20 protein-coding genes are annotated in these 19,469 nt (G+C 71.9%); 14 read left to right on the top strand and 6 right to left on the bottom strand.

The genetic code is table 11. The features are described 5' to 3' along the window. Positions 1-133: 133 nt before the first annotated feature. Positions 134-2,344 (top strand): MMPL family transporter, encoded by a 2,211-nt coding sequence (locus tag QRN49_RS06305; protein ID WP_284754566.1) that lies wholly within the window; start codon positions 134-136, stop codon positions 2,342-2,344. Positions 2,345-2,458: 114 nt separating this feature from the next. Here the strand turns inward: QRN49_RS06305 and QRN49_RS06300 are convergent, their stop codons facing one another. Next, positions 2,459-3,145, bottom strand: a complete 687-nt coding sequence (locus QRN49_RS06300; RefSeq protein ID WP_284754565.1) for a DUF4232 domain-containing protein — start codon at positions 3,143-3,145, stop codon at positions 2,459-2,461. Between the two features lie 99 nt (positions 3,146-3,244). Between QRN49_RS06300 and QRN49_RS06295 the strand changes: the two genes are divergently transcribed. Beyond that, positions 3,245-3,520 carry a hypothetical protein gene (locus tag QRN49_RS06295; RefSeq protein WP_071404469.1) on the top strand — a complete coding sequence of 92 codons (276 nt, stop codon included), beginning with the start codon at positions 3,245-3,247 and terminating at the stop codon, positions 3,518-3,520. Positions 3,521-3,589: 69 nt separating this feature from the next. Continuing rightward, positions 3,590-4,858 carry a Fic family protein gene (locus tag QRN49_RS06290; protein WP_284754562.1) on the top strand — a complete coding sequence of 423 codons (1,269 nt, stop codon included), beginning with the start codon at positions 3,590-3,592 and terminating at the stop codon, positions 4,856-4,858. Positions 4,859-4,861: 3 nt separating this feature from the next. Here the strand turns inward: QRN49_RS06290 and QRN49_RS06285 are convergent, their stop codons facing one another. Further along, positions 4,862-5,260, bottom strand: coding sequence for an NUDIX hydrolase (locus tag QRN49_RS06285; protein WP_284754560.1), 399 nt, complete (start codon positions 5,258-5,260; stop codon positions 4,862-4,864). 35 nt (positions 5,261-5,295) lie between these two features. Further along, complete coding sequence (locus QRN49_RS06280; RefSeq protein ID WP_284754558.1) at positions 5,296-6,618, bottom strand: glutamyl-tRNA reductase; 1,323 nt, start codon at positions 6,616-6,618, stop codon at positions 5,296-5,298. A gap of 38 nt (positions 6,619-6,656) precedes the next feature. On the opposite strand from QRN49_RS06280, the gene hemE reads away from it, so the two are divergent. The 11 genes from hemE to hemL all read left to right on the top strand — a co-directional run bounded on the left by hemE (position 6,657) and on the right by hemL (position 16,523). After that, positions 6,657-7,793: a uroporphyrinogen decarboxylase gene (gene hemE, locus QRN49_RS06275; protein ID WP_284754556.1), complete on the top strand. Its 1,137-nt coding sequence runs from the start codon at positions 6,657-6,659 to the stop codon at positions 7,791-7,793. Next, a complete protein-coding gene (locus tag QRN49_RS06270; RefSeq protein WP_284754554.1) occupies positions 7,790-9,106 on the top strand; it encodes a protoporphyrinogen/coproporphyrinogen oxidase in 1,317 nt (438 codons plus the stop codon). The genes hemE and QRN49_RS06270 overlap by 4 nt, the downstream gene beginning before the upstream one ends. 100 nt (positions 9,107-9,206) lie before the next feature. Then, the gene (locus QRN49_RS06265; RefSeq protein ID WP_017887727.1) at positions 9,207-9,461 is read left to right on the top strand and encodes a hypothetical protein; all 255 of its coding nucleotides are present in this window, start codon (positions 9,207-9,209) and stop codon (positions 9,459-9,461) included. Beyond that, the gene (locus QRN49_RS06260; RefSeq protein WP_071404474.1) at positions 9,458-9,916 is read left to right on the top strand and encodes a phage holin family protein; all 459 of its coding nucleotides are present in this window, start codon (positions 9,458-9,460) and stop codon (positions 9,914-9,916) included. Before QRN49_RS06265 ends, QRN49_RS06260 begins: the two co-directional genes overlap by 4 nt. 41 nt (positions 9,917-9,957) lie before the next feature. Then, positions 9,958-10,188 (top strand): DUF3618 domain-containing protein, encoded by a 231-nt coding sequence (locus QRN49_RS06255; protein ID WP_027467026.1) that lies wholly within the window; start codon positions 9,958-9,960, stop codon positions 10,186-10,188. A 68-nt stretch (positions 10,189-10,256) separates the two neighbouring features. Beyond that, on the top strand, positions 10,257-11,024 hold the full coding sequence (hemQ, locus tag QRN49_RS06250) for a hydrogen peroxide-dependent heme synthase (RefSeq protein WP_175330816.1): 768 nt from the start codon (positions 10,257-10,259) through the stop codon (positions 11,022-11,024). Next, positions 11,021-12,253: a ferrochelatase gene (locus QRN49_RS06245; protein WP_111022397.1), complete on the top strand. Its 1,233-nt coding sequence runs from the start codon at positions 11,021-11,023 to the stop codon at positions 12,251-12,253. The genes hemQ and QRN49_RS06245 overlap by 4 nt, the downstream gene beginning before the upstream one ends. Beyond that, positions 12,250-13,302: a hydroxymethylbilane synthase gene (gene hemC / locus QRN49_RS06240; protein ID WP_284754545.1), complete on the top strand. Its 1,053-nt coding sequence runs from the start codon at positions 12,250-12,252 to the stop codon at positions 13,300-13,302. Before QRN49_RS06245 ends, hemC begins: the two co-directional genes overlap by 4 nt. Before the next feature lie 127 nt (positions 13,303-13,429). Continuing rightward, positions 13,430-14,143, top strand: coding sequence for a uroporphyrinogen-III synthase (locus QRN49_RS17945; RefSeq protein ID WP_313900615.1), 714 nt, complete (start codon positions 13,430-13,432; stop codon positions 14,141-14,143). Next, positions 14,140-15,195, top strand: a complete 1,056-nt coding sequence (hemB, locus tag QRN49_RS06230) for a porphobilinogen synthase (RefSeq protein WP_284754540.1) — start codon at positions 14,140-14,142, stop codon at positions 15,193-15,195. The genes QRN49_RS17945 and hemB overlap by 4 nt, the downstream gene beginning before the upstream one ends. After that, complete coding sequence (gene hemL, locus QRN49_RS06225; protein WP_259571016.1) at positions 15,192-16,523, top strand: glutamate-1-semialdehyde 2,1-aminomutase; 1,332 nt, start codon at positions 15,192-15,194, stop codon at positions 16,521-16,523. Before hemB ends, hemL begins: the two co-directional genes overlap by 4 nt. Positions 16,524-16,571: 48 nt before the next feature. On the opposite strand, the gene QRN49_RS06220 is transcribed toward hemL, so the two are convergent. From QRN49_RS06220 to QRN49_RS06210, 3 genes are all read right to left on the bottom strand, one after another. Beyond that, positions 16,572-17,252, bottom strand: a complete 681-nt coding sequence (locus QRN49_RS06220; RefSeq protein ID WP_284754536.1) for a hypothetical protein — start codon at positions 17,250-17,252, stop codon at positions 16,572-16,574. Between the two features lie 99 nt (positions 17,253-17,351). Continuing rightward, entirely contained in the window at positions 17,352-18,149 is a 798-nt protein-coding gene (locus tag QRN49_RS06215; RefSeq protein ID WP_284754534.1) for an ABC transporter ATP-binding protein, read from the bottom strand. Continuing rightward, entirely contained in the window at positions 18,146-19,468 is a 1,323-nt protein-coding gene (locus QRN49_RS06210; protein ID WP_284754532.1) for a GntR family transcriptional regulator, read from the bottom strand. Before QRN49_RS06210 ends, QRN49_RS06215 begins: the two co-directional genes overlap by 4 nt. Position 19,469: the final 1 nt, after the last annotated feature.

Genomic DNA, 19,469 nt, shown 5'->3' with positions numbered 1-19,469 from the left:
CGGACCTACTGCGGACGCAGTAGGTCCGTCGCTCCGACGGGACGACGGCCGGACGGAGCGTAGCTCGGAGCATTGAGGAGTACCCGCCGCGACGGTCTCCGCGTGGCTTCCTCTTCTTCTCTCCGGGAGCATCATGCCCAAGGTCCTCGCCGCGATCGGACGCTTCAGCGCCCGGCACCGGCTCATCATCGTCGCCGTCTGGTTGGTGCTCTTCGCGGGCCTCACCGCGGTCACCGCCGCCGGCATGGACACCAGTGCCACCGGCTCGGCCGGCAACACGACCGCCGCCGCGAAGGCACTCACCGTCGTCAACGAGAAGTTCGACCTCGGTTCCTCGTCGTCGGGCGACGCCAAGACGCTGCAGCTCGTCCTCCAGGCGCGCGACGGAGCGAAGGTCACGGACCAGGCCACCGCCGCCGAGGTGCAGGCAGTCCTCGCCGACGCGAAGGGCCTTCCGCACGTGCAGACGGTCTCGGACCCGTTCGCCCAGCGGAACCCGATGGTCTCGAAGGACGGCACCACGGTCATCTCCACGCTGACCTTCTCCGGCGTCACCGAGGCGAACCAGGAGAAGACGTACGACACCGTCCTGGACTTCGCAGCCGACCACCGTGCTGCGTTCCACGCCGAGGTCGGCGGGCACCTGTTCGGTGACACCTACGCCACCTTCGGTCCCGGCGAGGTCATCGGGATCCTGGTCGCGTTCCTGGTGCTGTTCCTGACGTTCGGTTCGCTCCTGGCCGCCGGAGCGAACATGCTCGTCGCGATCTCCGGGGTCGCCGTGGGGACGGTCGGTGTCCTCGCGTACTCCGCGATCAACCCGATCCAGGGGACCACCCTGACGCTCGCGACCATGCTCGGCCTCGCCGTCGGGATCGACTACACGCTGTTCATCCTCACCCGGTTCCGCTCGGAGCTCCGCGAGGGACGCAGCGTCGTCGACGCTGTCGCCCGGGCCACCGGCACCGCGGGCACCGCAGTCGTGTTCGCGGGCCTCACGGTCATCATCGCCCTCGTGGGTCTCGTCGTGACCGGCAACGAGGTCATCACCGTGATGGGTTTCGCCGGAGCGTTCAGCGTCCTGATCGCGGTGCTGATGGCCCTCACGCTGCTCCCCGTCATCCTGGGGACCCTCGGGTTGCGCGCCCTGCCCCGGAAGCACCGGGAACTCCTCGCCGCCGGCCAGCCGATCCCGGAGCGTCCCGCGAACCGCAAGAACTTCCTCCGCGGGTGGGCCAGGTTCGTCACCGGGCGCCCGTGGCTCGCACTCTTCGGCGCCGTCGTCGTCCTCGGGCTCGTCGCCGCACCGGTCCTCGACATGAAGACGGCCTCCAACATCCCCGGGGGCTCCGACCCGACGTCGTCCGAGCGGAAGGCCTACGACCTGATCGTCGACGAGTTCGGCGGCATCCAGTCCCCGCTGCTCGTGCTCGTGCAGGGTGACGACGTCACCAGCAGCCTCACCGCGGTCGAGGACGAGATCACGGGCCTCGACCACGTCGAAGCCGTCGTCCCCGGCCAGGTCACGAAGACCGACGACGCCGCACTCCTCACCGTCATCCCGACCGGCGGTCCGATCGCCGAGAGCACGAAGCAGCTCGTCACGGACATCCGCGACGAGACCACGGCGATCAGCGGCGTGCGCGTCGAGGTGACCGGCGAGACCGCGATCGGGCTCGACGACACCGCGCAGATGAACCGGGCACTGATCACCTACATCATCGTGATCGTCGCGCTGTCGTTCCTGCTCCTGATCGTGATGTTCCGATCCCTGCTCGTGCCCCTGTTCGCCACCCTCGGGTACCTGTTCTCCGTCGGGGCGGCGTTCGGTGCATCGGTCGCGATCTTCCAGTGGGGCTGGCTCGACCCGCTCATCGCCGCACCCCAGGGCGACCCGATGTTGAGCCTGCTGCCGATCATCCTGGTCGGGGTCCTGTTCGGGCTGGCGATGGACTACCAGGTGTTCCTCGTGTCCCGGATGAAGGAAGAACACTCCCGTGGGCTGAGCCCGAAGGACGCCGTGTTCTCCGGGTTCACCAAGTCCGGTACCGTCCTCGTCGCAGCAGCCACGATCATGGCCGTCGTCTTCGCCGGCTTCGCCACGAGTGAGATGGCCGTCGCAGCGTCGATCGCCGTCGGGCTGCTCGTCGGGGTCCTCGCAGACGCCTTCCTGGTGCGGATGATGATCATGCCGGCGCTCCTCACGCTCTGCGGAGAAGCAGCCTGGTGGATGCCGCGCTGGATGCAGAAGGTCATCCCGAACCTGGACACCGAGGTCCACGGACTCGACCGGGCTCCCGAGCACGACCGGGGGACCGGGGCCGTCCCGGTGCCGGTCAGCTAGTCGGCCAGCACCTCAGGACCGAAGGAGCCGTCCCGCTGCGATCGCAGCGGGACGGCTCCTTCCGTGGTGGCAGCAGCCCGCGCTCGGGACCCGCTGAGATCGCCCGGCTGACCGCTACGACGTCGCCTGCCCCTCCGGCACGAACGCCTGCACGGACAGCAGCGAGGCATCGGCCGACGCACACGCCTGGTAGTCCGTGTCCTTCACGAACAGGGACTGCTTCGACCCGGGCGGGTACACGCGGAAGCCGTCCGGGGTCTCGGGCGAGCAGTCGCCCGCCGAGTAGTTCTCGGCCCGGACGATCTTGAGCGGCGCGACGGCGGTCTTGCCGGGAGCGAGGGTCACGGTCGGGTGCGGCGCGCTCTTCTCCTGCGTCGCAGCCGCTCCGATCTGCTTGCCGGTGCCACCCCCGACGAACGAGACGCCGGGCCACCCCTGCACCGTGCAGGTCGTCGACCCGGTGTTCTCGAGCACCAGGTGCACGATGACGCTGCCGGCGGCCCCACCGCTGCCGGCCTCGATGCGTCCGGCGAGCGACGACACCGCGCACCTGTCGCCGGACGCCCCGCCGGTGGCACCGGATCCGGCGGACGGCCCAGAACCGGACCCGGCCGACGGTGCCGCCGAGGCGGACTCCTCGGACGACTGCGGCGTGGACGTCGACGCGGACGGCGACGGTGCAGGCGCCGTGACGGTCTCGGTGGCTGCGGGCTGCCCGTCCGAGGCGCACCCCGCCAGGGTCCCGACGGCGACGAGCCCGGTCACGACGAGCAGGAACTTCGATCGGCTGCTGCGTTGCATGGTGCACAGGCAACCACCGAACGCCGCATCCGGTTCGGTCGGCGTCCAGGGACCCCGAGCACACTCCGAGGCAAGCAACCCGAGCAGCGGAGGTCGGACATGACGGGCAAGCACGAACAGGCACGAGGCGACGAGGGTCGCGCGGACGGGGTCGAACCCCGCGCCGGAGCCTTCACGGACAGCGAGATCCCGGGCGAGGAGCACGTCGAGTCGACGGAGCCCGTCGGCGAGTTCGTCTCGAGCGACATCCCCGGCGAGACGCGTCCGACCGGAACCGGACCCGACGGCGAGTACGTCGACTCGGACATCCCCGGCGAGGCCGAGCCGGCCCAGAACGGCGAGGTCGGGGAGTACACCGACACCGACAAGGCCTGACGAACCCGAGTGGAACGCATCCCATGATCAAGGATAGGCAGTCATCCTTGATCATGGGATGATCCATGTATGGCTTCGTACGAGACGATCCGACGCACGGGCGACCCGGCAGCCGCGACACGCGCCTTCCGGATGCCGATGGTCTTCGAGGCCTACGTGCCGGATCCGCTGCAGGGCCGAACGGTCGAACTCGGACCGGCCGAACAAGCGGCCGTACTCGAGGCCACCGCTGCGGTGACCGAAGCCGAGACGAGATCCACCCTGCTCGGAAGCGGAGACGCACTGGGTCGGATGCTCCTCCGAGCCGAGGCTGTCGGGTCGTCGATGATCGAGGGCCTCGAGGTCTCCCCGCGGAAGCTGCTCGAGGAAGAGGCGCGCGGACGGAGCCCGCTCGGGCAGTGGAGCACCGCAACCGAGGTCCTCGGCAACATCGACGCCATGACCTTCCTCACCGAGTCGGTCGGTCCGGGTTCCCCGGTGACCCTCGACCTGCTCCTCGAGGCGCACCGGCGGCTGATGGAGGCCTCGGCGACCCCCGAGGTCGGGGGCACGGTCCGAGCGGTGCAGAACTGGATCGGCGGACCGACGCCTGCCGCAGCGGTGTTCGTCCCTCCCGTGCCGGAGCGGGTGCCAGGACTCCTCGACGACCTGTTGGCGTTCGTGAACTCGAGCACGCTGCCGACGATCGCCATCGCCGCCGTCGCACACGCGCAGTTCGAGACGATCCACCCGTTCGCCGACGGCAACGGTCGCATCGGACGCGCACTGATCCACGCTGTCCTGCGGTCACGGGGGCTGACCATCGAGTCGTCTCCACCGGTGTCCCTGGTCCTGGCGACCCGTGCTGTCGACTACGAAGCGGGGCTCCAGCGGTTCCGGTCCACCGATCCGCCGGCATCGGAGCCAGCGCAGCGGGCCGTCGGGCAGTTCGTCCGGCTCTTCGCCGAGGCGATGGCCGAGGTCGTGGACCGGATGACGCAGTTCGAGCACGAGCTCGTCCGGATCAAGGAGTCCTGGCGATCTGCGCTCGCCGGAGTCCGCTCTGACTCCGCTGCATGGTCGGCGCTCGAACTCGCGCCCCGCATGCCCGTGCTCACCGCGCAGACGTTCGCCGCCGCGACGGGCCGGAGCGAGCAGGCCGCGAACACGGCCTTGGGGGTCCTCGTCGAGCGTGGCGTCCTGACACAACGGTCGGCGGGACGGCGGAACCGTGTCTTCGAGGCAGACGCCGTGATCGGCGCGCTGGCACTGCTGGAACGCCGTCTCGCCTCTCCGGCTGGTGACACCGGCGTCGTGCCGCCGACCAGGCACGTGCCGGCAGCTCCGCCCCGAGCCTGACGGTCAGTCGATGAGCTCCGCCGCCACCAGGCGGCGGAGCGTCTCCACGCCCGCAGGCGGGCAGCGGTCGGCGTCGGCGGAGGTGACCCACTCGACCTCGTCCACCTCGGCGGAGGCGACGGGCGTGGCGGAGTCCAGCGGGCATCCCGGCCGGACCAGGAACAGCGTCATCGCGACCATCGTCCCCGGAGCCTGCCCGTGGGCGGGCTCGAGCACGACGCCGAACGGGTCGACGTCGTCGGCGGTGAGCCGCAGGCCGGTCTCCTCGTAGGCCTCGCGCACGGCGGCCTCGACGTCGGTCTCGTGCGGCTCCGCCTTGCCGCCGGGCAGGTAGAGCACGTCGCGCGCCCGGGCGCGCACCATCAGGACACGTCGGTCACGCACCAGCAGCAGCGCACTCACGCGCAGCGTGGGTGGTTGCGAGCCTGTCTGGAGGCTCAGCTCGCGTCCGCCTGGTCGTCGCGATCCGAGGCGGTCGGGTCCAGTGCCGTGCGGTCGGCCAGCGGGACGACGGGCGACGGCAGCTCCGGCTCGGCCTCCGGCCGGACGCCGTACAGGGAGTCGATCGCCCCGACGAACTCCTCGCCGCGACCGGCGCGACCGAGCTCACGAGCGCGGACCGAGGGACGGTGCAGCAGGACGCCGACCAGGTGCCGGAGCGCCCGCTCGGTGTGCTCCACGGACTCGCCGTCGGCGTCCGCGCGGCGCTTGGCCCGCTCGATCTCGTCGTCGAGGATGTCGAACACGTGCTTGCGGAACGCCACGAGCGCCGGGGTCGTCGACTGCTCCATCGCCTGCGCGCGGAACCGGGACACGGCGTCGTCGACCATCGCGCGGGCCTCGGACTCGGCGTTCAGCTCGGAGATCGGGGCGTGGATGCTGATCGTCTCGAGGTCGAGCAGTTCGACGCCGTCGACGACGGCGGCCGCGGGGTCGACGTTGCGGGGGAGCCCGAGGTCGATGACGATGCGGCGGACCCCGTCGTCGAGGTCGGCCGGCGCGACGACCGGGACCTCGCTCGAGGTGCAGGTGATCAGGACGTCGCTCTCGCCGATGGCCTGGCGCAGGTCACGGGCGGCGACGAGGTCGTGCTTGGCGGCGAACCAGGGTGCCCGGCCCGACGGCGAGAACACCTGGATGTTCGTGGCGCCGCGGTCGCGCAGGGCGGCGATGGTGGTGGCCGCGTAGCTGCCGGTGCCGACGAGCAGCACGCGGGTGCGGGCCCAGTCGGTGACCCGCGACGAGGCGAGCTCGAGGCCGAGGCGCACGAGCGACCGGCCGGCGGCACCGATGCGGGTGCGGGTCTTGACGCCGCGCGAGGTGTGCGCGGCCTCTTGGAACAGGCGCTCGAGGTCCGAGGTGGTGGTGCCGTTCGACCGGGCGTCCTCGAGCGAGCGACGGACCTGGCCGGAGATCTCGGTCTCGCCGACGACGACGGACTCGAGACCGCTCGACACGGCGAACAGGTGCTGCACGACGTCCTTGCCGTCCAGCACGTGGACGGAGTCCAGGACCTCGGTGGCGTCCAGGTCGCTCGCGGCGGCCACGGCCTGCACGGTGGCGGAGACGGCGGACTCGCTCTCGTCGCCCGCGATGTCGAGGTACGCCTCGAAGCGGTTGCAGGTCGCGAGGACCACTGCACCGTCCAGGACGCCGGCATCCGTGACGAGTCGGCTGGCTGCCGCGGGTGCACCGATGCTCAGTCGCTCCAGGAGATCGAAGCTGGCGTTGCGATGCGACGCCGTGAGACAGATGAGCACGTAGTCAATGGTAACGCGCTCGATGGGAGAATCATCCGGTGACCGAAGCGACGACCACATCCCTCCCCGACTCCCACCCCCTGGCATCAGGGCGGACGAGTGGTTCCCGCCTGGTGCGGGCCCTGCGGGGTGACCGTCCGGAGACGCTCCCGGTGTGGTTCATGCGGCAGGCCGGACGGTCCCTGCCGGAGTACCGGGAGCTTCGGATCGGCACAGCCATGCTCGACGCGTGCCTCGACCCGGAGATGGCGTCGGAGATCACCCTGCAGCCGGTGCGCCGGCACGGGGTCGACGCGGGCATCTTCTTCAGCGACATCGTCGTGCCGATCAAGCTCGCCGGTGTGGACGTCGAGATCGTCCCCGGTCGTGGCCCGGTGCTCTCGTCGCCGATCCGGACCCCCGCCGACGTCGACGCCCTCGAGCAGCTCGACCCCGCGGCCCTCGCCCCGATCGAGCAGGCCGTCCGACGCACGGTCGACCAGCTCGGCGACACCCCGCTGATCGGCTTCGCGGGGGCGCCGTTCACCCTCGCCGCCTACCTGGTCGAGGGTGGCCCGTCCAAGGACCACATCCGCGCCCGCACGCTCATGCACGCCGACCCCGAGACCTGGTCGCGGCTGCTCGCCTGGGCCGCCGAGGTGTCCGGGATGTTCCTCCGGGCACAGGTGCTCGCCGGGGCCTCGGCCGTGCAGCTCTTCGACTCGTGGGTCGGGTCGCTCTCCCGCGCCGACTACGTCCGGTCCGTCGCACCGCACTCCGCGCAGGCGATGTCGCACGTCGCCGAGCTCGGGGTGCCGCGCATCCACTTCGGCGTCGGCAGCGGCGAGGTCCTGGCCGACATGACGACCTTCGGCACGGACACCGTGGGCGTCGACGCGGTCGGGGTCGACTGGCGCCTGCCGCTCGACCAGGCGGTCCAGCGCGTCGGCACCGGGGTCAGCGTGCAGGGCAACATCGACCCGGCGATGCTCTCGGCGCCGTGGGGTGTCCTCGAAGCGCACGTCCGCGACGTCGTCCGTCGGGGCGGTGCCGCACGGGCCCACGTCGTGAACCTCGGCCACGGGGTCCCGCCCGAGACCGACCCGGACGTCCTGACCCGCGTGGTCGAGCTGGTCCACTCGCTCGGCGACGGCCGCGCGGACGACGGTGCAGCGCAGGACGGAGCCGGCGCGTGACCGACGTCGTCGTGGTCGGCGGCGGGGTCGCCGGGCTCGTCACCGCCCGTGACCTCGCCAAGGGCGGCGCCCACGTGGTGCTCGTCGAGTCCTCGGGCGAGCTCGGGGGCATGATCCGTCGGCACACCGTCGGCGGGATCGACCTCGACATGGCGGCGGACTCCTTCGCCACCCGCACGGACGCCGTCGGCCGTCTGGCGATCGAGCTCGGGCTCGGCAACGACGTCGTCGCCCCCGACCCCCGCGGCGCCTGGCTGATGACCCGCGACGGCCGGACCTCCCCGATCCCGGCGACCGGGCTCCTCGGCATCCCGAGCACCCCGATGGCCGCCGACGTGCTGGCCGTGGTCGGGCAGAAGGGTGGCCTGCGCGCCCAGATGGACTCGCTGCTGCCGGCACCGGTGGGCGCCAAGGCCTCCTCGCTCGGCGAACTCGTCCGCCGGCGCATGGGGGAGCGGGTGCTCGACGACCTCGTGGTGCCGATCGCCGGTGGCGTCCACTCCACCCACCCCGACCAGCTCGACCCCGACCGGGTGGCCCCGGGCCTGCGCGCCGCACTGCTGCGCGAGGGGTCGCTCGCCCGGGCCGTCCTGTCGCTGCGGGCACGCGCGGCCGCCGGCACCCCGGTGCAGGGGATCCGCGGGGGGACGGTGCGCCTGGTGGACGAGCTCGTCGCCGACATGGCGACTTACGGGGTCGACGTCCGGCTGCACACCCGGGCGACCCGCATCGAGGCGCACGCGGTCGAGATCGTCGGCGCCGACGGTACGACCGAACGGCTGCCGGCCCAGCACACCCTGTCCTCCGTCGCCGATCCGGAGCGCACCGCCGCCCCCGACCGGACGGGCATCCAGCTCGTCACACTCGTCGTCGACCAGCCCGAGCTCGACGCCGCCCCGCGTGGCACCGGGATGCTCGTGCACCCGGACGCGCAGGCCGTGTCGGCGAAGGCCCTCACGCACGCGACGGTGAAGTGGCCGTGGCTGGCCGACGTGGCGGACGGACGCCACGTCCTGCGGCTCAGCTACGCGACCACCGCGACGGACCCTGCGGGCGTCGCCACGAGCCTCCCGGTCGACCCGACCGACCCCGTCGGCAGCCGTGCCCTGCAGGACGCGTCCACGCTGCTCGGTGTGGCGATCACGGCCGACCGCGTCAGCGGCGCCGCACGCGTCGGTTGGTACGGACCGGACCTGGCCGCGGCCGGGCTGGCCGAGGGCGTCGTCGGGATCGGCGAGGCCTCGACCGGACGCGGCCTGGCGGGGATCATCGCCGCCGCTCGGAAGGCAGCCGACGAGATCCTCGGTTCCTGAGCGGACCGCGCAGCCCCTGAGGGCTACTGTTGGTGAGACCGCCGGACGTATTCCGTTCGGTGCATGACCACCGCACAACCAATGCACGGAGGAATCGCACATGCGCGGAAAGCTCCTGTTCGTCGCCGGCGCCGCACTCGGGTACGTCCTGGGATCGCGAGCCGGACGGGCGCGGTACGAGCAGATCAAGACCGTCAGCGGCAAGGTCTGGAACAGCAACGGCGTCCAGAAGGGCGTGCACGTCGCCGAGGACTTCATCGCCGACAAGACCCCGGACGTCGCCGAGTTCATCGGTGAGACGACCAAGAAGGCCGTCCGCAAGGTCGGCCAGAAGAAGGACACCACCACCTCATGACCGACACCCGCGATCGCAAGTCGCGTTCGCTGTTCGGCCTGGTCGGCGACGTCCCGAAGCTCGTCAAGGGCCTGGTCAAGGGCGAGATCGACCTGCTCAAGGCCGAGATGCTCGCGAAGGCGAAGATCTTCGGCCTCGCAGCCGGTCTGCTGGTCGGTGCGCTCGTCGTCGTGCTCTACGCGATCGGCGTCCTGCTGACCGCAGCCGTGATGGGCCTCGCGACCGTGATGCCGGCGTGGCTGGCCGCACTGGTGGTGGCCGTGGTGATGCTGATCATCGCCGCGATCCTCGGCCTGATCGGCTGGAAGCGCCTGAAGAAGGGCCTGCCGATCACGCCGAAGCGCACGATCGCCAGCGTCAAGGACGACATCAACGCGGTCAAGGGCCTCGGCAAGAAGCCGACCCCGCCGACGCAGTACGGCAGCCGCAAGCCGGACGTCGACGGCCGCTCCTGAGTGCCGACAGCCCCGACAGCCGCACCACCGACGGAGGAACCGTGACCGACCCGCACGACGATCTCGCTGCTCGCGTCGCCGCGACCCGCGCCCAGCTGTTCGACACCCTCGACGCGATCGAGGACAAGCTCAACGTCCCGAAGCAGATCGGGATCGCGGCGTCGAAGTTCAAGCGCGGCCTCGACGAGAAGCCGGTGCCGTACCTGGCCGGTCTCGCAGCCGGCGTAGCGGTGGTCGGGGGTATCGTCGTGATGGTGCTCCGACGGCGGTAGACCGCCCGAGCGCGGTCCACCGGATGCGGGGCGGCCAACACCCTGGCAACCGATAGGACAATGGATCCATGAGCTCCGACGCGCCCACGAACACCGGGCCCGTGCCCGCGCACGACCACCCCCACACGGAACCCGCCGAGACCGGTCAGCCGGACTCCGGGATCGACCCGAACCTGCTGACGGCCTACGCCCTCTGGGCAGTGTTCCGCCGGCCCCTCGGCCCGGTCCACCGCGTCGGCGACGACGCCGTGGCCGAACTCGACACCGTGATCGCCAGCGCCGCCGAGCGCGGGGTCACGATCCGTGGCTTCTACGACGTCTCGGCCTTCCGTGCCGACGCCGACGTCATGGTCTGGCTGCACGGCGACGACGCACAGGCGATCCAGGCCGTGCTGCGCGAGATCCGTCGCACCGGCCTGTTCCAGGACGCCGAGCCGGTCTGGCACGTCATGGCCATGCACCGCGAGGCCGAGTTCAACAAGCGGCACACCCCCGCGTTCCTGCGCGGCAAGGACCCCGAGGCGTGGATCACGGTGTACCCGTTCGTCCGCTCCTACGAGTGGTACCTGCTGCCGGAAGAGGAGCGCTCGAAGATGCTCCGCGACCACGGCATCGCCGGCGCGAAGTACCGCCGCGTGCTCACGAACACCATCGCGACCTTCGCCCTGAGCGACTACGAGTGGATCCTGCCGCTCGAGAGCCCGGACCTCGTCGACCTCGTCGACCTGATGCGCGATCTCCGCTACACCGAAGCGCGCATGCACGTGCGCGAAGAGGTCCCCTTCTTCACGGGTCGTCGCGTGACGACCGCCGAACTCCCGGAGGTGCTGTCATGACCGACACCAGCATGATCACGAACGGCCAGGTCCTCGCCGCCACCCCCGCGGCGGCGTCCGGTCCCGAGCACGTCGAGACCCCGACCGCGTACGACGCGATCCTGCTCGCCGGCTTCGGTGGCCCCGAGGGCCAGGACGACGTCATCCCCTTCCTGCGCAACGTCACCCGCGGCCGCGGGATCCCGGACGAGCGTCTTGAAGAAGTGGCGCACCACTACCGCCACTTCGGCGGCGTGAGCCCGATCAACGCGCAGAACCGTGCGCTCAAGGCCGCGCTCGAGGCCGAGCTGGCGTCGCGCGGCATCGACATGCCGGTCCTCTGGGGCAACCGCAACTGGGAGCCCTACCTCGAAGAAGCCTTCACCGAGGCGGCGGACAAGGGCTACACGAAGCTCGTCGCCATCGCCACGAGCGCGTACTCGTCGTTCTCGAGCTGCCGGCAGTACCGCGAGGACTACGCCCGCGTGCTGAACGAGACCGGTCTGATCGACACCATCCAGATCGACAAGGTCCGCCAGTTCTTCGACCACCCGGGCTTCGTCCGCCCGTTCATCGACGGCGTCCGCGACGGCATGGCCCGCGCGATCGCCGAGAACGAGGGCCTGGACGTCGCGACCGAGCTGCAGGTGCTCTTCTCGACGCACTCCATCCCCTCGACCGACGCCGCCCGCTCGGGCCCCGACTACCGCGGGTTCGACGAGCACGGCGCGTACGAGGCGCAGCACCTGGCCGTCGGCGAGGTCGTCCTCGACCAGGCCTGGGCCGAGCTCCTCGAGCAGCCCGAGCACGCCCACCTGCAGGGCACGTCGAAGCCCGCCTGGAAGCTCGTCTACCAGTCGCGCTCCGGCCCCCCGACGCAGCCGTGGCTCGAGCCCGACATCAACGACTACATGAACGAGGACCTCAAGGGCGGCCCGACGCGTGCCGTGCTGATCGTCCCGCTCGGCTTCGTCAGCGACCACATGGAGGTCATGTGGGACCTCGACGAGGAAGCCACCGAGACCGCCGGTGAGCTCGGCTTCTGGTCGCTCCGCACGCAGACCCCCGGCATCGACCCGGCCTACGTGTCCGGTCTCGTCGACCTGGTGCTCGAGCGGGTCAACGGCACGCCGAAGGCCGAGCGTCCGCACATGACCGACATCGGCCCCTGGTACGACGTGTGCCGTCCGGGCTGCTGCGAGAACGTGCGAGCGGGGTTCAAGCCCGCCGCAGCGGGCGTCGCTCCGTGACCGACACGACCGTGAACGACCCCAGCGCCACAGCGCCCGACGGCCCGGTCCCGATCCGGCTCGGCACCCGTGCCAGCCGGCTCGCGGTCGCGCAGTCGCAGGACGTCGCCGACCGCCTGGCGAAGGCGGCCGGCCGACCCGTCGAACTCGTCACCGTCACGAGCGAGGGCGACACGAACCGTGCCTCCCTGGCGTCGCTCGGTGGCACCGGTGTCTTCGCCAGCGCCCTGCGTGAAGCCCTGGTCGCCGGCGAGGTCGACGTGCTGGTGCACTCGCTCAAGGACCTGCCGACCGCGCCGTACCCGGGCCTGACGATCGGTGCCGTGCCGAAGCGTGCGGACGCCCGTGACGTCCTCGTCGCCCGGAACGGTGCCACCGTCGACACGCTGCCCGAGGCGGCGAAGGTCGGCACGGGTTCGCCCCGCCGTGCCGCGCAGCTCCGTGCCGCACGACCGGACCTCGACGTCGTCGACATCCGCGGCAACATCGACACCCGCCTCGGCCGGGTGGACGACGACCTCGACGCCGTGGTGCTCGCCGCCGCCGGCCTCGGGCGCATCGACCGCCTGTCGGCCGCCACGGAACTGCTCGACCTCGGCTTCTGGCCGAGTGCTCCCGGACAGGGTGCGCTCGCGGTGGAGATCCGCACGGACGAGACCGACCGTGGGCTGCTCGCCGCACTCAGCAAGATCGAGCACGCCCCCACCCGCCTGACGGTGACGGCCGAGCGCGAGGTCCTCGCCAAGCTCGAGGCCGGCTGCTCCGCCCCGATCGGTGCGACGGCCGTCGTGGACGCCGAGCTGCTGCTCGTGTCCGCGACCGTCTACCGCCCCGACGGCACCGAGTACCGCACCGCGTCGCACGCGGCCGTGCTCGACGGTTCGGCGCAGGACCGCCTCGACGAGGCGCTCGCGGTCGGCGGCCGTGTGGCGACCGAGCTGCTCGACAACGGCGCCGCTGACCTCGCCGACCTGGCGACCACCGTCGCCGAGGACACCACGGACGGGCCGTACACCGCGGGTCCCGGCCTCGCGACGCCGGCCGAGTAGGCGGTTCACCACGGAACCCTCCACCACCGCGACGGACGAGGCGCGACCCCCGGTCGTCCTCGTCCCGCGTGGCGGTGCGTGGGGGAACCGGGTCGCCGCCGAGGCCAGGGCCCGAGGGCTCGCGCCCGTGGTCGTCCCCCTCATCACGGACGCTCCGCCGTCCGACCCCGCCGCGCTCGACGCTGCGGTCCGCCGCCTGATCGCCTCCGGTGCGGCCGGGAGGCCCGGATCACCGGATACCGTCGGTGACCGGACCCCTGTGGCTGGTTATGCATGGGTGGTGGTGACCAGTGCGACGGCCGTGACGGTCCTGTCGGAACGCGTGGCGGGCCTCCCGGCCGGGGTGCGCGTCGCTGCGGTCGGCGAGCCGACCGCCCGTGCCGCGCGCGCTGTGGGCTGGGTCGTCGACCTGGTGCCGACCGAGACGTCCGCAGCCGGCCTGGTGCAGGAGTTGCCGGACACCGACGGCACCGTGCTGTTCCCCCGCTCCGAGATCGCGGCACCCACGCTCGTCGACGGCCTCCGTGCCCGCGGCATCGACGTGGACGACGTCGTCGCGTACCGTACCGTGGGGACCGGCGACGAGCCGATCACCCTCGAGACGGCGCCCGCTGCGGTGCTCGTGACGAGCGGCAGCGTCGCCCGCGAGATCGCCCGCCGGATGACCCCGCTCGACCCCCGCACCATCGTGGCCTGCATCGGCCCCGGGACCGCGACCGACGCCCGTGCGGCCGGACTGCCCGTGCACGCCGTCGGACGCACCCGGTCCGCAGAAGCCCTGCTCGACGCCGTCGTCGAGGCACTGAACCCAACCACCCCCCATCAGGAAGGTCACCCGTGACTGGACGCTTCCCCCAGGTCCGCCCCCGTCGGCTCCGCGCCACCCCCGCGATGCGACGACTCGTGGCCGAGACCCGGCTCCACCCTGCCGAGCTCGTGCTGCCGATGTTCATCCGCGAAGGCGCGACCGACGCCGTGGACATCTCGAGCATGCCGGGCGTGCAGCAGCACTCCCTCGACTCGTTCCGCCGCGCGCTCGTCGACGCCGCGTCGGTCGGTGTGGGTGGCGTGAACCTGTTCGGCGTCCCGACCACGAAGGACGCTGAGGGCTCCGGCGCGACCGACCCGGACGGCATCCTCAACGTGGCGATCCGCGTCGCTCGCGAAGAGGTGGGGGATGCCCTCGTGGTGCAGTCCGACCTGTGCCTCGACGAGTTCACCGACCACGGACACTGTGGTGTGCTCGCCGCCGACGGCTCCGTCGACAACGACGCCACGCTGCTGCGCTACCGCGACATGGCGGTCGCGCAGGCCGAGGCCGGTGCCGAGCTCGTCTGCATGAGCGGCATGATGGACGGCCAGATCGCCGCCGCACGTGACGCCCTCGACGGCGCGGGACACAGCGGCACCGCGCTGCTCGCCTACGCCGCCAAGTACGCCTCGGCGTTCTACGGTCCCTTCCGTGAGGCCGTGTCGTCGACGCTCGTCGGCGACCGCCGGACCTACCAGATCGACGCCGCGAACGGTCGACAGGGCCTCCGCGAGGTCGCGCTCGACGTCGACGAGGGCGCCGACATCGTGATGGTGAAGCCCGCGATGAGCTACCTCGACGTGCTCGCCGAGACCGCTGCGACCTCGCCGGTCCCGGTCTGGGCGTACCAGATCTCGGGCGAGTACGCGATGATCACCGCAGCAGCGCAGAACGGCTGGATCGACCGCGACGCCGCCGCGATGGAGTCGCTCGTCGGCATCAAGCGCGCCGGTGCCGACGCGATCCTGACCTACTTCGCCGTCGACATCGCGCGGAAGCTCAACGAGGAAGCGGGCCTCCGCACCTCGGGCAGCACCGCGGACGTCGCCGGCATCGCCTCGACCGGGAAGGCCCCCGAATGACCACGAACGACCAGCTCTTCGGCCGTGCCAAGAACGCGATCCCGGGTGGCGTGAACTCCCCGGTCCGCGCCTACGGGTCGGTCGGCGGCACCCCGCGGTTCCTGGTGTCCGCGAAGGGCGCCTACGTCACCGACGCCGAGGGTCGCGAGTACGTCGACCTCGTCGCGTCGTGGGGCCCCGCGATCCTCGGGCACGCCCACCCCGGCACGGTCGAGGCCGTGCAGCAGGCCGCCGCGCGCGGACTGTCGTTCGGGGCGTCGACCCCGGGTGAGACCGAGCTGGCCGAACTCGTGAAGCAGCGGGTGTCGGTGGACGGCGACGGCCCCATCGAGAAGCTCCGCATGGTGTCGACCGGCACCGAGGCCACGATGACCGCGATCCGGCTGGCCCGCGGCTACACCGGTCGCGACCTGCTCGTGAAGTTCGCCGGGCACTACCACGGGCACTCGGACTCCCTGCTGGCCGAGGCCGGCTCGGGCGTCGCGACCCTGGCCATGCCGGGCAGCGCGGGCATCACCGCCGAGACCGCCGCGCAGACCCTCGTGCTGCCGTACAACGACCTCGACGCCGTCCGCCGAGCCTTCGACGAGCACTCCGAGCGCATCGCCGCGGTCATCGTCGAGTCGGCCGCCGCGAACATGGGCGTCCTGGCACCGGAGCGCGGCTTCAACCGGGCACTGGCGCAGATCACCCGGTCGCACGGGGCGCTGCTCATCGTCGACGAGGTCCTGACCGGGTTCCGCGTCGGCGCTGCCGGCTGGTGGGGCCTCGAGGCGTCCAAGGTCGTGCCGGACGGTGCCGGGTGGAAGCCCGACCTCATCACGTTCGGCAAGGTCATCGGTGGCGGTATGCCGCTCGCCGCACTCGGCGGTCGGCGGGAGGTCATGGACTTCCTCGCCCCGCTCGGGCCGGTGTACCAGGCGGGCACCCTGTCGGGGAACCCGTTGGCCGTCGCCGCCGGCATCGCCACGCTGCGTGCCGCGACGCCGTCCGTGTACGAGTCGCTCAACCGCACCGCTGCCGTCATCTCCGCGGCCACGTCGGACGCCCTGTCGGCCGAGGGCGTCGCCCACACCGTGCAGCGCGCCGGCAACCTGTTCTCGTTCGCGTTCACCGAGCAGGCACCGCGGAACTACGACGACGTGCGGGCGCAGGACGTGTTCCGCTACGCGCCGTTCTTCCACGCGATGCTCGACGCCGGGGTGACCCTGCCGCCGAGCGTCTTCGAAGCGTGGTTCGTCACGGCCGCGCACGACGACCGCGCGGTCGGACGGATCCTCGACGCCCTGCCCGCGGCCGCGAAGGCTGCTGCCGCCGCGACCGTGTGACGGGCGCGGAGGCTGCTGCCGCCGCGCCCGCGTGACGGGCGTCGGGGCTCAGGAGCAGTCGGCCTTCGTGAAGGTCGTGTCCACGGTCTTCGACGAGCCCTCGAACTTGTACGTGTACCGCATGTCGACGTCCTCGTCGAGGAGCTTCTTCGTCTCGCTGTTCGAGCAGAGGTTCGGCCCGACGGCGTCGCGGATGGCCCCCTCGGTGATCGAGGCCGGATCGACGTTCGACGACACCGTGTAGTCGTAGTGGATCGCGGCGCCCTCGGCCTCGATCCCGGTCCACGTCGTGACGGAGTCGACCTGCTTGGGCAGGTCGCTCTGCTCGCGGATCTGCTCGACGGCCTTGGAGACCTTCTCTTCCGTGGAGTCGCTGAAGGCCGCGTTGAGGCCCTGGCGGACGAGGAAGGCCACCACCACGGCCACGACGACGCCGAGCACCGAGATCAGGACGCGCTTGCCCCGGGAGGACGACGACGTGGGCGGGGGTGCGTAGGGCGCGGCGCCGGCGGGGGCGGCCTGGGCGTACGGCTGGCCGGCGGGCTGCTGCTGCGCGTAGGGCTGACGGGCGGGCTGCTGCTGCTGCGCGTACGGCTGGCCTGCGGGCTGCTGCTGGGGCTGGCCTGCGGGCTGCTGCGGGTACTGCTGGCCGTTCGGGTGGCCGGCGTTGGGCTGCCCGTCGTTCGGCTGCGGCTCGGACCCCGGGTAGGGCGGCGGCGTGTTCGTCATGGTTCCCCCTGGTGACGGTCCGCGGCGTGACACCGTGGTGCGGTGCCGGGTCCCTCCCCGACACGGGCCGCGGACACTGAACAGCCATTCAAGCACGCGTCAGGCGGATCGGCGTGCCGCCCAGCGCCCTTCCGACCGCAGGATCGCGAGCGGGAAGTCGAACGCGTGCGACACTGCCGACGACGTGATGACCTCGTCCGAGGTTCCCTGGGCCACGACGGCACCGTCGCGGAGCAGCATCGCGTGCGACGTCGAGGCCGGCAGGTCCTCCAGGTGGTGGGTCACCATGACGCTGCCCAGCTCGGGGTGCCGGTGCCGCAGCGCGTCGACGGTCTCGAGCAGGTGCTCCCGTGCGGCGACGTCGAGGCCGGTCGCCGGCTCGTCGAGCAGCAGCAGCTGGGGTTCGGACATCAGGGCCCGGGCGATGAGGGCGCGTCCCCGCTCACCCTGCGACAGCACGGGCCAGCGGGCGTCCCGTCGTGCAGTGAGCCCGACGTCGGCGATGTGCTGCTCGGCCAGCGCGACCTGCTCGGCCGAGGGGTCCCACCGCATCATGAGGTCCGTCGTGCCGGTCAGCCCGGTCAGGACCGTCTCGAGCACCGTGAGCGGCGAGAGCATCCGGTGGCGGGGGTCGACGTGGCCGATGTGCTCCCGGAGTCCGCGGACGTCGACGCGTCCGAGCCGGCGGCCGAGGACCTCGACCGTGCCCGCGGTGGGGTGCCCGGTGGCGCCGAGGACGGCGAGCAGCGTGGACTTGCCGGCACCGTTCGGTCCGAGCAGCGCCCAGTGCTCCCCGCGCCGGACGGTCAGGTCGACGTCGTGCAGCAGGTCGCGGCCGGAGCGCGTGACGCGGACCCCGGTGGCGCGGATCAGGACGTCGTCGTGCGGGTCGGTCATGACCCCATCGTGCCCCACCGGGCCGTGACGTCGTCCACGTGCGCTCGTGCGACGTCGACGAACCGGCGGGCCGCGGCCCGGGCAGCACCGACGTCGCCGCTGCCGGCGGCCGCGTCGAGCGTGAGCCAGAGCGCTTCTGCGTCCCACTGCCGGAACGCGGGTGCCTCGGGCAACGCGTAGGCGAGCCTGGCCATCGCGAGGCGCAGGGCCTCACGCACCCAGCGGTTGCCGGACTGTTCGGACAGGAACCGCGTGACGGCGAACGCGCTCTCCGTGTACCGGTGGTCGCGCACCTGGCCGTCCGCCCGCGCCCGTTCGACGAGCGCGCGGAACTCCTCGAGCGCGGGTCCCTGCAGACCGGGCAGGACGTGGACGGCACCGTGCGTGAAGACGCCGGGGAGCAGTTCCATGGTGTCGCGCCAGGTCGCGAGCGACGGTTCCACGACGCGGCACCGACCGCCGTCGTCCTCGACGAGCCCGAGGTCGTGCAGCCAGCGCAGCCCGTCGAGGACCTGCTCGGGTGGAGCACCGGTCCGTGTCACGAGGTCCTCGAGCGTGTGCCTGGACCCGACCGCCAACGCGTCGGAGCGGACGTCGCGGAGCAGGGCGCGGCCGACCGGGCCGACACGCTGTTCGGTGGTGTCGTCCGCCGAGCGGCTCGTCCGCGGGACCCCGACGTTCCGCCGGTGGATCTCGAACAGCCCGTCGATGACCTCTGCCGCGGTGGTCGCGTCTGCCGGGTCGCCGGTGCCCACGGCACGGCCGGTGGTCACGAACCACGCGTGCACGTCGTGGACCGACCAGGTCTGGGTGGGGACGCGTGCCCACCGCATCCGCTCGAACGCACGCAGGCCCAGGCTGCGCACCAGGGTGTTCGGGGAGTGCTCGAACCAGAACTGGCAGGCGGCGGAGAACGCTGTCGGGTACTCCGGCAGCCGGAGGGCAGCGGTGGTGCGAGCCCGCGCGACCCGGCGATCGAGCTCGGCGTGCAACTCCGGGGTGAGCGCCGGGATCGTCGCGCGGAGGGCCGGGCCGACCAGGGACACCCAGAAGTCCAGTGCGTCCGAGAGGTCGGCGTCCGAGAGCTCCTCGTACCACCACGTGCCGTCCGGGCCCCGGGACAGGATGCCGAGGTCCTCGAGCCGAGCGGCCGCTGCACGGACGCGGCCGCGGGACGTGCCCCACTCCCAGCTCAGTGCTTCGAGGTCGACGGCCACGGGCCCGCGGGGGCCGGTCCGGACGTGGGCGAGCAGGGACGCGTAGGCGTCGTCGTTCGCCGCCGCCCAGGGGTCGGCGTCACCCCACTCGCCGGCGACCACG

It is taken from the genome of Curtobacterium sp. ME-Dv--P-122a (assembly GCF_030209645.1).
Classification (GTDB): Bacteria; Actinomycetota; Actinomycetes; order Actinomycetales; family Microbacteriaceae; genus Curtobacterium; species Curtobacterium flaccumfaciens.
This window is presented reverse-complemented; position numbering and strand designations above follow the sequence as displayed.

Bases quoted from the DNA above. Each gene is read 5' to 3' on its own strand.
- QRN49_RS06305 (WP_284754566.1), top strand. From the start codon at position 134: ATGCCCAAGGTCCTCGCCGCGATCGGACGCTTCAGCGCCCGGCACCGG.
- QRN49_RS06300 (WP_284754565.1), bottom strand. From the start codon at position 3,145: ATGCAACGCAGCAGCCGATCGAAGTTCCTGCTCGTCGTGACCGGGCTC.
- QRN49_RS06295 (WP_071404469.1), top strand. From the start codon at position 3,245: ATGACGGGCAAGCACGAACAGGCACGAGGCGACGAGGGTCGCGCGGAC.
- QRN49_RS06290 (WP_284754562.1), top strand. From the start codon at position 3,590: ATGGCTTCGTACGAGACGATCCGACGCACGGGCGACCCGGCAGCCGCG.
- QRN49_RS06265 (WP_017887727.1), top strand. From the start codon at position 9,207: ATGCGCGGAAAGCTCCTGTTCGTCGCCGGCGCCGCACTCGGGTACGTC.
- QRN49_RS06260 (WP_071404474.1), top strand. From the start codon at position 9,458: ATGACCGACACCCGCGATCGCAAGTCGCGTTCGCTGTTCGGCCTGGTC.
- hemQ (WP_175330816.1), top strand. From the start codon at position 10,257: ATGAGCTCCGACGCGCCCACGAACACCGGGCCCGTGCCCGCGCACGAC.
- QRN49_RS06245 (WP_111022397.1), top strand. From the start codon at position 11,021: ATGACCGACACCAGCATGATCACGAACGGCCAGGTCCTCGCCGCCACC.
- hemL (WP_259571016.1), top strand. From the start codon at position 15,192: ATGACCACGAACGACCAGCTCTTCGGCCGTGCCAAGAACGCGATCCCG.
- QRN49_RS06220 (WP_284754536.1), bottom strand. From the start codon at position 17,252: ATGACGAACACGCCGCCGCCCTACCCGGGGTCCGAGCCGCAGCCGAAC.
- QRN49_RS06215 (WP_284754534.1), bottom strand. From the start codon at position 18,149: ATGACCGACCCGCACGACGACGTCCTGATCCGCGCCACCGGGGTCCGC.